At 38.6% G+C, this 12,633-nt stretch carries 9 protein-coding genes; 7 read left to right on the plus strand and 2 right to left on the minus strand.

Going from position 1 to position 12,633, the window contains the following annotated elements; genetic code table 11:
- Positions 1–108 precede the first annotated feature (108 nt).
- Entirely contained in the window at positions 109–1,257 is a 1,149-nt protein-coding gene (locus ACZ11_RS14760; protein WP_049667312.1) for an acyl-CoA dehydrogenase family protein, read from the minus strand.
- A 427-nt stretch (positions 1,258–1,684) separates the two neighbouring features.
- Here ACZ11_RS14760 and ACZ11_RS14765 point away from each other — a divergent pair, with 427 nt between their 5' ends.
- From ACZ11_RS14765 to ACZ11_RS14780, 4 genes are all read left to right on the plus strand, one after another.
- The gene (locus ACZ11_RS14765; protein WP_049667313.1) at positions 1,685–2,764 is read left to right on the plus strand and encodes a metallophosphoesterase; all 1,080 of its coding nucleotides are present in this window, start codon (positions 1,685–1,687) and stop codon (positions 2,762–2,764) included.
- A 152-nt stretch (positions 2,765–2,916) separates the two neighbouring features.
- A complete protein-coding gene (locus tag ACZ11_RS14770; protein ID WP_049667314.1) occupies positions 2,917–3,750 on the plus strand; it encodes an undecaprenyl-diphosphate phosphatase in 834 nt (277 codons plus the stop codon).
- A 234-nt stretch (positions 3,751–3,984) separates the two neighbouring features.
- A complete protein-coding gene (locus tag ACZ11_RS14775; RefSeq protein WP_236690881.1) occupies positions 3,985–5,286 on the plus strand; it encodes a globin-coupled sensor protein in 1,302 nt (433 codons plus the stop codon).
- A gap of 788 nt (positions 5,287–6,074) precedes the next feature.
- The gene (locus ACZ11_RS14780) at positions 6,075–7,037 is read left to right on the plus strand and encodes a 2-hydroxyacid dehydrogenase (protein ID WP_049667316.1); all 963 of its coding nucleotides are present in this window, start codon (positions 6,075–6,077) and stop codon (positions 7,035–7,037) included.
- 152 nt (positions 7,038–7,189) lie between these two features.
- On the opposite strand, the gene ACZ11_RS14785 is transcribed toward ACZ11_RS14780, so the two are convergent.
- On the minus strand, positions 7,190–7,990 hold the full coding sequence (locus tag ACZ11_RS14785; RefSeq protein ID WP_049667317.1) for a TIGR00266 family protein: 801 nt from the start codon (positions 7,988–7,990) through the stop codon (positions 7,190–7,192).
- A 501-nt stretch (positions 7,991–8,491) separates the two neighbouring features.
- Here ACZ11_RS14785 and ACZ11_RS14790 point away from each other — a divergent pair.
- The 3 genes from ACZ11_RS14790 to ACZ11_RS14800 are packed head-to-tail and all read left to right on the plus strand — an operon-like array spanning position 8,492 to position 12,373.
- The gene (locus tag ACZ11_RS14790) at positions 8,492–9,970 is read left to right on the plus strand and encodes an aldehyde dehydrogenase family protein (RefSeq protein ID WP_049667318.1); all 1,479 of its coding nucleotides are present in this window, start codon (positions 8,492–8,494) and stop codon (positions 9,968–9,970) included.
- Positions 9,971–9,996: 26 nt separating this feature from the next.
- Positions 9,997–11,169 carry a saccharopine dehydrogenase family protein gene (locus tag ACZ11_RS14795; RefSeq protein WP_049667319.1) on the plus strand — a complete coding sequence of 391 codons (1,173 nt, stop codon included), beginning with the start codon at positions 9,997–9,999 and terminating at the stop codon, positions 11,167–11,169.
- A gap of 10 nt (positions 11,170–11,179) precedes the next feature.
- A complete protein-coding gene (locus ACZ11_RS14800; RefSeq protein ID WP_049667320.1) occupies positions 11,180–12,373 on the plus strand; it encodes an acyl-CoA dehydrogenase family protein in 1,194 nt (397 codons plus the stop codon).
- The last annotated feature ends 260 nt before the right edge of the window (positions 12,374–12,633 follow it).

Consider the following 12,633-nt stretch of genomic DNA (forward strand, 5'->3'; position numbering starts at 1 on the left):
CGTTGCTTAGGCACTTCTATCCGTCACTTCGGTACTTTCTTCCGTCGTTCCGGCTCTTCATACCGTCACTTTGGCCACTCGTTGTACCGAAGAGCCATACTTTATTAGTTATAAGCCTAAATTCTTGGCAATAATCACTTTCATGACTTCATTGGTACCTGCATAAATGGACATGACAGGAATATCTCGATATCTTCTAGCAATCTTGTATTCCTCCATATAACCGTAGCCACCGTGTAACTGCATACACTGGACAGCAAGCTCACGTGCATTTTCCGTTATCCAGTATTTTGCCATCGAAACTTTTGTCACAACATCATTTCCTGCGATATGTTCCTCAATTAAAGACTCCAAAAATGATTTGCCAAGTTCAATTTTTGTCGCCATTTCAGCTATTTTAAATTGCGTATTTTGGAAGTCACTTATTGACTTTCCAAAAGCTGCGCGGGATTTTACATAATCAATTGTTAAAGCAAGCATATCCTCAGCAGCCGATTGTGCGGCGATGGCTACTGCTAAACGCTCTTGCTGTAGCTTTTCCATCATATAGATAAAGCCTTTACCTTCTTCGCCTAGGAGATTCTCTACAGGTACGCGACAATCCTCAAAAAATAGCTCGGCTGTGTCCTGCGCGTGCATGCCAACTTTTTCGAGCTTACGACCTTTCGTGAAGCCTGGTGTCCCGTCCTCAATGACAAGGAGACTAATGCCACGATGTTTTTTTTCTGCCTGAGGATTTGTTTTTACAGCAACTACCGCTAAATTTGTATGAATACCATTTGTAATAAATGTTTTTTGTCCGTTGACGATATAGTGATCGCCATCACGAATAGCAGTTGTTCGGATATTTGCCAAATCTGAACCTGTCCCTGGCTCTGTCATAGCAATTGCTGTAATATTTTCGCCTGTAACGCATTTCGGTAGCCAGCGTGATTTTTGCTCATTTGAGCCGTATGCCTCAATATAAGGGACCACAATATCGTTATGCAGACCAACACCGATAAGGCTCGAACCTACACGCTCAAGCTCTTCTTGAATAATAACGCCAAAACTAAAATCGAGTCCGAGACCGCCGTATTGCTCTTCTACTTGAGGGCATAGATACCCCATTTCTCCAAGCTTACGCCAAAACTCAAGTGGAATAAGATGATCTTTCTCCCATTGTGAATAGTGTGGCTCAGCTTCTTCTGCTAAAAACTTACGTAAGGTTTTACGAAATAACTCATGCTCTGTTGATTCGAATTTATATCTTGTCATATGAACAACACCCCTTTTTTCCCTCGTATATGCGTAAATTTTATCTTGCAATTATAATGTTACTTAAATATTCAGAAAAATTAAAGTATATTATTCGTAGATTTTTTACATAGTCTTATAATTAGATTGGTTTGTTAAGGGGATCTTATATAACATAGGTTTAATTTCGTAAGCGATGAGCGTTCTTGGTCCATAGGTGTTGTAACGACTCCGTGTAATCCCCTAGATTACGATATTGTCACTTTCCTAATTAGATTGTCATGTAAATCATACGATTAAATGCCAAAGAATATGTACACTTGAGATAACGGGCGAGCTGATTGGTTATCTTTTCGTACTTACTTTCTATAGGAAATACTTAATGCAAATGTAAATGTTAAGTATAATGCTATAATCAACTAAGACTATATGAAAGTAGGGAACTGAAATGCCTAAAGTAATCGGTGGAATTCTTTTAATAAGTATATATAGTGCATTAACTTTCTACTTAGGATGGGGATTGAGACAGTGGCTTGTGGCAATGGGCTGGTTCCGATTTCCAATTTTATATTGGTTAGTACTGTATATCATTGCATTTAGTATTATTATTAGTAGATTGCATGAGTCTTTACGAATGTTTTCAATAATCCATAATTATTGGATGTTTATTTTTGAATACGGATTAATGCTTTGCTTGGCAGCACACTTGATTATTTGGCTAAGTCCTTTTAAAAGTGTACAAATAATTGGTAGTGTAGCAGTTGCTATGTTATTTGTACTAAGTATTGTGGGTACCTATTTAGCATATTCACCTGTTGTCCGTCATTTAGAAATAACGATGGATAAAAAGAGTAGTGAGCTAGAATCGATGAAAGTTGTAGTTGCATCAGATTTTCATTTAGGTGTGCTATCAAATAAAAAACACTTACAGCGTTTTGTTACTTTATCGAATGAAGCAAAGCCGGATGTCGTCTTTTTAGTTGGTGATATTGTAGATGACGACCCTAAATGGTTTGTTAAAGAGGGAATGGCAGATGTAATGAAACAATTAACATCTACATATGGAGTGTATGGTGTACTGGGTAATCACGAGTATTACGGCAAGAGAATTCCTGAATTTGTTGAAGAAATGGAAAATTCTAATGTAAAAGTTTTGTGTGATGAAACTATTAGAATCGATAATGTGTTAGTATTAACAGGGCAAGAGGATATTACAAACAAGGATAGAAAGCAACTAGATGCATTGAAGACAACAGATGACTTGCCTTGGTTTGTCATGAATCATACCCCAAATGATTTAAGTACGCCTGCAAAAATGGGTGTAGACTTCCATATGTCAGGTCATACACATAAAGGTCAATTATGGCCCAATCAGTATATAACAGCTCGTGTATTTGAACTCGATTATGGTTATAAGATGAAGGAGAAAATGCATACACTAGTTTCATCAGGTTTCGGCTTTTGGGGTCCTCCAATGCGAATAGGCAGCCGTTCTGAATTATGGGTTGTAGATATAAATTTTCGTTAGTAGATAAATTAGGCATGGGGCTCAAAATAACCCCTGTATTATGGTGATGATCTTATTACTCATATCAGAATACTATAGCCACAGTATATGAATAAGTAAGTGTATATTTTATAATATATTTGTATTTAATTAACAAAAGGTAAGGTGAAAACGTGGATATCATTGAATTATTAAAGGCGCTGATTTTAGGCTTTGTCGAAGGAATGACAGAGTTTGCACCAGTTTCGTCGACAGGTCATATGATTATTGTAGACGATATGTGGCTAAAGACAGAAGAGTTTTTAGGGAAGTATCCCGCCAATACATTTAAAATCGTTGTACAGCTAGGCTCCATTTTAGCCGTAGTCGTTGTGATGTGGAAACGAATGTTAAATTTAGTTGGACTATATAAAATTGATGGCCAATCGAAATCGGTGAAAGGTCACTTCAACTTAATGCATGTTATTGTGGGCATGTTACCAGCAGTTGTATTAGGTTTTGCGTTTAAAGATTTTATCGATGATCATTTATTTAAAGTAGAGCATGTTATTTATGCTTTAGTAGCTGGAGCACTTTTAATGATTGCTGCAGATAAATTAGCACCGAAAAGACCAAAAGTGGATTCTCTAGATAAAATTTCTTATGGTTTAGCATTTAAAGTAGGGTTAGTACAATGTTTATCACTTTGGCCAGGGTTCTCCCGTTCAGGTGCAACAATATCTGGCGGTGTACTATTTGGCATGAGTCACCGCGTGGCGGCAGATTTTACTTTCATTATGGCAGTACCGATTATGGCGGGTGCTAGTTTAGTATCTGTACTGAAAAACTGGGATACGTTATCTATGGATTATTTTGGATTCTATGTAGTGGGCTTCATTAGTTCATTTATCTTTGCATTACTATCAATTAAATTCTTCTTAGCACTTATTTCAAAAGTGAAATTAATGCCATTTGCTATTTATCGTTTAGTACTAGCTGCGGTACTAGCTGTTATTATCTTTATGTAAAAAAAAGTCACTCTTCTATTAAGAAAGAGTGGCTTTTTTTGCTTTGACCTTATTTTAGGGAGAATTACGTGGTTAATAAGTATTGTTCGAAAGTATGATAGATTATTGCTTATTCCCAAAAAAAGATATTTTTTACCTATATATTGTCATTACAGTTGTAAAGAACTTATAATAAATTCAGAGAGTTTTTTGTTTTCGGATTATATTCGGCAGAATAGACTCAGACACAGTGAGGTGGAGAAATTGTTTCTAATTAAAAATAGGCCAAAGAAAAATACAATTGAAATTAGTGATGAATCAAATGTAGGGGTTATGATTCAAGATCAGGAACGTTTACTACAGTTAAATCTAGTAAACTTAACTAGAGAAGATTTGCAGTTAATAAGAAGTTTAAAACCGTATATTGAACGAAATGTTGAAGAGGTAGTGGCAGCATTTTACCATGCGATTGAAAGTGTGCCAGCCTTACTTGAGGTTATTGAAAAATATAGCTCTAGTGAGCGATTACGCCAAACATTACGCCATCATATTATAGAAATGTTCGAAGGGCGTATAGACGATGCGTTTTTGGAGAAGAGAAGGCGAGTAGCAAAAATGCATGTGAAGATTAACTTGTATCCTAAGTGGTATTTAGCAGCCTTTCAAAACCTTGAGAAATTTTTAAGAAAGATTGTTTATAATCTTCAATTAACGAGGGATGAAGAAGAAAAGTTTTGTGAAGCTATTAGTAAAATGTGTAATATCGAACAACAGATTGTCTTAGAGGAATATGATAATTATGCAAATACCTTAATGGAGAAGCAACAGGATAGTGTTCGAGCACATGTTAAGGAAATTATAGGTGGTATTTCTACGCAGCTAGAGACTCAATCTCATAGTACCAATGAAACAGTAACCGAACTTGTTTATAACGCCAAGGAAGTGAATGAATACTTGAAGGAAAGTATCGATGAGGCAAAAACAATGCAAGAGGTATCGTCTGAAGGCTATTCTAAAATAATATCAATAAATGAGCAAACAGGGAAAATTCATCATAAGACAATTGAAATGTCGGGTATGGTGGAGCAATTAGATCATTCTTCCTCTAAAATTAATGCTGTTATTGAAATAGTAAAAAGTATTTCTGGTCAAACAAATTTACTTGCGTTAAATTCAGCTATTGAGGCTGCACGTGCAGGAGAACATGGAAAAGGCTTTGCGGTCGTGGCGAGTGAAGTTCGTAAGCTTGCAGACCAGACGAAAAATTCGGTTGAACAAATTGCGGATCTCATAACTATGTCTAATGGAATAACAGAACAAGTTGTACTAGCAATTCACGAGATTCAAGAACTGGTGAATAATAGTATTGAGCAAAACGAAGAGTCTTTAAAAGCGTTCGATGCAATATCTGGCTCAGTAAACGGTTCTATCTCTAACTTCCAAAATGTCGGACTAAAAATAACGGAACTGGCAGAAATTATAGAATCTATTGGAGAATCTTCCGAGGAATTAAAACAAGTCGCCAATCGATTAGATACAACAATCAGAGACTTCTAACGACTATGCATAAAGCTTATGCATAGTTTTTTTGTATCACCTAAAGTTAAGGGTGATATTTTGTTTAAAGGTGTTTAATGAGGATAAGTTGATTGGAGTGGAGACTGGGCGACTCCTTGGGGATTAGCGGTAGAGGAACAAAGGCTAAAACCATCACGTCCTGTGATAATGCCTTCGTGACCAACATCGTGCTGCTGACGCTTCGTTAGCACTACGCTTTCGCGCAAAAGACATCTGTTGGCCCGAGACTCTGCAGCGAAGCGGATGTTTTCTGTGCGAAAGCGAAGCGTCAGCGACAAATGTTTTCATGTAGCGACAGCTACAAAGCGCCCAGTCGGAACGGAAATCAACCACACGTTATGAGACTAGCCAGTTTTTTTATAAATAGGACAAAATCGTTTATTTAGAGGATAAAACAGCAAATAGACGGATGAAGTTTGTAGAGTGATAGAAAGGAATAGCTATCACACACGTAAAGATNGAGACTCTGCAGCGAAGCGGATGTTTTCTGTGCGAAAGCGAAGCGTCAGCGACAAATGTTTTCATGTAGCGACAGCTACAAAGCGCCCAGTCGGAACGGAAATCAACCACACGTTATGAGACTAGCCAGTTTTTTTATAAATAGGACAAAATCGTTTATTTAGAGGATAAAACAGCAAATAGACGGATGAAGTTTGTAGAGTGATAGAAAGGAATAGCTATCACACACGTAAAGATAAGAAATCCCTAGAAAATGAGCGTTCTAAGTGTTACGCTATAGGCGAATTGAATTGAGGGGTGTTCGGAATATGAAAAAGAAATTATTTATTACTCGAAAGTTCCCAGCGCATATAGTTGAGCCGTTGAAAGAGTATTATGATATCAATCAATGGGAGGAGGAGGAAATTGTTATACCACGGGAAAAACTATTGGCAGCTGTAGCCGATTGTGAGGTACTGTGGGTAACGATTGCTGACCAAGTCGATGAAGAGTTATTATTACATGCACCCAATCTAAAACTCGTGACAAATTTAGCAGTTGGATATAATAATATTGATGTCAAAGTTTTGCGTAAGCGTGGAATAATGGCGACTAATACTCCAGGAGTTTTAACAAATACGACTGCAGATTTAGTATGGGGATTATTGCTTGCGACTGCTCGAAGAATTCCAGAAAGCGAACGATATTTGCGTGAGGGTAAATGGAAAAGTTGGTATCCAATGCAATTAGTAGGTAAAGATGTTTCAGGATCTACTATAGGAATTATTGGTATGGGACGTATTGGCCAAGCTGTGGCAAGACGAGCAAAAGGTTTTGATATGAAAATTTTATACAACAATCGTAGACGTCGCCATGAGGCAGAAGAAATGTATGGCTTTCAATATGTATCGTTGGAGGATCTTTTAAAACAATCGGATTTTGTTGTTATAATGACACCTTTTAACAATGATACGGTAGGACTTATTGGAGCAGAGAAACTTGCTTTGATGAAGGATGACGCGGTATTAATTAATGCATCACGTGGTGGCATTATAGATGAGAATGCACTATATGATACGTTGAAAAATGGTAAACTGTGGGCAGCGGGGCTAGATGTCTTTGAACAAGAGCCTATTGCGTTGGATCACCCATTGTTGACACTTCCAAATGTTGTAGCACTTCCGCATATCGGTAGTGCCTCGCTTCAAACTAGAACTGCTATGCTGATGCTGAACGTTAAAGAGCTTACCGCATATGGGCAGGGCAAGGCTGTAACGAACCGAATAGATTAATGACACCTAGAGTTAACAGAAGTAGGAATGCGACGCAGAGGCTTCGCTCGTGAGGAACGTAGAAAGCGCATTTATTGATACACATTATATTTATCGACAAGCTTAAAGGAGCACATCGTAATAAGATGTGCTCCTTTAATAAATAGCATCGATTATTTATTAAACATATCAAATAAACCGCCAATACCACCTTCGCCTCTTGATTGACCGCCACCGCCTTGAGAAATTGGTGCTGCAGCAAAGACGCGGCTTGCTAATCGGCTAAATGGTAATGATTGAATCCATACTTTACCCGGACCCTTTAAAGTAGCGAAGAAGATACCTTCGCCGCCAAATAATGCAGTTTTTACGCCCCCAACCATTTCGATATTGTAATCCACATCAGATGTCATAGCTACTAAACAGCCTGTATCAACACGTAATACTTCGCCAGGTTGTAGAGTCTTTTCATGAATAGCTCCACTTGCGTGTACAAAAGCCATGCCGTCTCCTTCAAGCTTTTGCATAATGAAGCCTTCACCACCGAAGAAGCCAACACCGATTTTTTTCTGGAATTCAACACCGATTGAAACACCTTTTGCAGCAGCTAAAAATGCATCTTTTTGACAAATAATCTTTCCGTTTAATTGACTTAAATCCATTGGAATAATCTTACCAGGGTATGGAGAAGCAAAATACACATGACGTTTACCTGAACCAACGTTCGTAAATGTCGTCATGAATAAACTTTCGCCCGTAATTAGACGTTTTCCAGCTCCAAATAATTTACCCATAATACCACTTTCTTGGCTTCCTCTTGAACCATCGCCAAAGATAGTTTCCAGATGGATAGAATCATCCATCATCATTAATGCTCCAGCTTCAGCTACTACTGTTTCTTGAGGGTCAAGCTCAACTTGCACGTATTGCATATCATCGCCATATAATTTGTAGTCAATTTCGTGATTATTCATAAAGGATTCCTCCGAAAAATAGTTTTGTTAATGTATACGATTATAAGTTAATTTAGTTTCAATGCATAATTAATTATTTTAGAAAAAAAGGGAATAAGCTAGTAAATGTCGAATATAAAAAACTATAATGGGTATTTTTTTTATTTTCGCCTAGCTGGAATTTTGTGATTGTTTTAACTTCTTTTATAGGGTGTCAAACATCCACTGAAAGAAGTTAAAGCCTCCGACGCAATTATGCCGAGGCATAATTGATTACTCACAAAAGACTTTCATCCGTAACTGACATCAATGCTCAGCTAAAGGAAAATAAAGCCTCTGACGATTGTCACCGATGTTATTGATCCAAAAGCATACTCTTCAGATCTCTATATATTAAAAATTCGGAATTTTGACATATCTAATTCTATATACTATAGAGTAATAGATGATATCTGTCTGAAAGCAATGCGATTGGTAGCAATGAGGCAGAGGCACCATAGATAGTTCAGGGGGGTGTATGTAGTGGAAATTAAAAACTATATCGGCGGTGAATGGGTAACACATTCGCATTTACAAAGTATAGTAGTGACCAACCCTGCTAATGGGGAGCAGCTAGCTACAATACCGCTATCTACCGAAAGCGAGGTAGATGAAGCGGTAGCGGTTGCAAAACAGGCACAAAAAAACTGGGCATTAGTACCTGCGCCTAAACGTGCCGACTATTTATATGCCATCGGTCAAAAAATGAAAGAGAAGAAGGAGCATTTAGCGACCGTTTTAACAAAAGAGATGGGGAAGGTTATTGAAGAAGCTCGAGGTGAAGTACAGGAAGGGATAGACATGGCCTATTATATGGCTGGTGAAGGGCGACGGTTATTTGGGGAGACAACACCGTCAGAGCTGGCCAATAAATTTGCTATGAGTGTACGGGCACCAATTGGCGTTGTAGGTTTAATAACTCCGTGGAATTTCCCTGTAGCCATTGCTACTTGGAAGTCATTCCCCGCAATAGTTGCTGGCAATACGTTCATTTGGAAGCCGTCGAATGAGACGCCAATGATGGCGTATGAGATGGGCAAAATTTTTGAAGAGGTTGGCTTACCGGGTGGAGTGGCAAACATCGTATTTGGTACGGGGCCAACAGTTGGAACAGCATTGATTGAACATCCAGATGTAAAGGTCATTTCATTTACCGGCTCTACAACAACAGGAAGTAAGGTAGCAGAGCTAGGCGGTAAACACCTGAAAAAGATTTCATTAGAGATGGGTGGAAAAAATGCAGTCATCGTTATGGATGATGCTGATTTACAGCTAGCCACTGAAGGCATTTTATGGAGTGCATTTGGCACTGCTGGTCAAAGATGTACAGCATGCAGTCGCGTGATTGTGCATAAAGATGTAAGAGAAGAACTAGAAAAACGTCTATTAGACGAAATGCAAAAACTAACAATTGGGGACGGCCTGGGTGACGGTGTGAAAATCGGACCTGTGATTAACAAAGCCGCATTAGAAAAGATTAATCAATATGTGCAAATCGGCAAACAAGAGGGGGCGACGTTGTTAGCTGGAGGTAGAATCTTATCTGAGCCTCCTTATGATAAAGGGTTTTATTATGAGCCTACACTATTTACCCACGTAAAGCCTGACATGATTATTGCACAGGAAGAAATTTTTGGTCCGGTCGTTTCTCTAATTGAAGTAGCAAGTTTGGATGAAGCAATCGAAGTAAATAATGGCGTGAAATTTGGCTTATCCAGTTCAATTTTCTCACAAGATGTTAATACGATTTTCCGCGCACAACGAGATTTAGATACAGGTATTGTTTATGTGAATGCTGGCACAACAGGTGCTGAAATCCATTTGCCATTTGGTGGCACAAAAGGCACGGGGAACGGTCACCGTGACTCGGGTGTAGCTGCTTTAGATGTCTATACAGAATGGAAAAGTATTTATGTAGACTATAGCGGTAAATTACAAAGAGCACAAATCGATACAGAATAACAGATCAATGAAAGGGGATGTTCTTGATGAAAGTTGTTGTATTAGGTGCAGGTTTAATGGGGAAAGAGGTAGCTCGTGATTTAATAAAAAATAGCAAAGTGGAGCGTGTAATTTTAGGGGATATAGACGTGAGTTTAGCGCAGAACTTTGTGGACTCGTTAAATACAGATAAGATTGAGGTTGTGGAGCTTCATGCTGAGCGCGATGACTCGTTAATGGAAGTTATTTCAAAAGGTAATGTAGTCGTTAATGCATTATTCTATTCCTTTAATGAGCGTGTAGCAAGAGCGGCAATCGCAGCTGGTGTCCATTCTGTGGATTTAGGTGGTCATATTGGCGGTGTAACTGAAAAAATATTAGATCTTGACGAAGAGGCAAAGGCAAAAGGTGTAACCATTATTCCGGACTTGGGTGTTGCTCCAGGTATGGTCAACATTTTAGCGGGTTACGGTGCTTCGAAATTAGATGAGGTAGAATCTATTAAACTATTTGTAGGCGGTATTCCTACAGAGCCGAAACCACCTCTTCACTACACACGCGTATTTTCTCTAGATGGTGTCTTTGATCATTACACAGAGCCATCAAAAGTGATTCTAAAAGGTAAACTTCAAGAAGTTCCATCGTTATCAGGCGTCGAACCTATTTATTTCAAAGATTTTGGTGTGCTTGAGGCATTTTATACATCTGGCGGTATATCGACGTTGGATAAGACATTCCCAAATGTCCAAACATTAGAATATAAAACGATTCGTTATAAAGGACATGCAGAGAAATTTAAGCTATTAGCAGATTTAGGATTCCTCGATGCTAGTAATAAGGTAGAGGTAGAAGATCAGGAGGTTTCTGTGCGTCCAGTTGTACGTGAGGCACTTAAAAAGAAGCTTGAACTTGGTACAAAACCAGATGCAGTGCTACTGCGCGTAATTGTAGCCGGTGAAAAAGCGCAACAACAAGTGACTTATGAATACGAAATGGTCGTGCGTAAAGATATGACGATTAATGAAACGGCTATGGCTCGTGCAACAGCAAATACAATTTCTGTCGTTGCTCAAATGATTGGAGAAAATAAAATTACAGAGCGCGGTGTATTTGCACCTGAATCAGTTGTACCGGGCGATACTTATATTGAAGAGATGGCAAGACGTGGTGTTGTCATTAAGGAGACATCTCATACATCTGCAATGATTGTGAAATGGTAGGTGCTTGGTCATGAATTTCGAATTTACCACTGAGCAGGAAATGTTACGTAAAACAGTGCGACAGTTTGTGGATGCCGAGATTATTCCACATATTGCGAAGTGGGATGCTGAGGGTGGCTTCAATCCGAAGATTTGGTCAAGGCTTGCTGAGCTAGGCTTAATGGGTGTTTGTGTACCAGAACAATACGGTGGTAGTGGTATGGATTACAATGCACTTGCCATCGTTTGTGAAGAACTTGAACGTGGAGATACAGCGTTTCGCACAGCTGTTTCAGTTCATACAGGTCTGAATAGCATGACCTTAATGCAATGGGGAACAGAGGCTCAAAAACAGCAATATCTTGTTCCACAGGCAAAAGGAGTTCGGATTGGGGCATTTGGTTTAACAGAGCCCGGAGCAGGATCAGATGTAGCTGCAATGTCTACCACCGCTGTAAGGGATGGAGATTTTTACGTTTTAAATGGACAGAAAACATGGATTTCCTTATGTGATATAGCTGACCATTTTATCGTTTTTGCCTACACTGATAAATCGAAGAAGCATCATGGCATTAGTGCGTTTATCGTAGAGCGTTCCATGCCAGGCTTTACATCGAAGGCCATTAAAGGTAAATACGGTATTCGTGCTGGTAATACCGGCGAGCTCTTCTTTGAAAATCTACGTATACCTGTAGAGAATCGCCTTGGAGAAGAGGGAGAAGGCTTTAAAATTGCAATGTCTGCGTTAGATAATGGTCGTTTCACAGTAGCTGCAGGTGCTGTCGGTCTTATTCAAGCGTGTCTCGAGGCGAGTGTGAAATACTGTCATGAACGCGAAACATTTGGTAAACCAATTGGTGAGCACCAACTAGTAGGGCAAATGATTGCCAAAATGGAAGCGGGCTATCAAATGAGTCGCCTACTTGTATATCGTGTTGGAGAGTTGAAAAACAAAGGTGTACGCAATACACGAGAGACATCATTAGCAAAGTGGCAGGCTTGTGATTTTGCCAATAAAGCTGCGGATGATGCTGTCCAAATTCATGGAGCATATGGTTATTCGGATGAATATCCAGTCGCTCGTTATTTACGTAACTCGAAAGCACCAGTTATCTATGAGGGTACACGTGAAATTCATACAATTATGCAGGCTGACTATGTATTAGGAAAACGTCAAGATAAGTCATTAACGAAGATGCTACCAAAATGGCCAATTGAAGAATAAGCGTTTTATCAAAAATTAAACATAAAAAAGAATCCGAATTCGGGGTTCTTTTTTTATGTTTCAGTAAAATATTCCATTTTGTGACAATTGAACTGATTTTTATACTCCAATTGTGTCCTAGCGTTCAAATTATACAAGAAAACATTGTTATAAAATAACATTTTATATTGCTTTACTCTCATAATATGGTATTTTTAAAAAGGTAATATAGTTCTAAATAATCAACGTATTATCAAGTTATAAATATAGTACAATAGGAG

Source organism: Lysinibacillus xylanilyticus, from assembly GCF_001183605.1.
Classification (GTDB): Bacteria; Bacillota; Bacilli; order Bacillales_A; family Planococcaceae; genus Lysinibacillus; species Lysinibacillus xylanilyticus.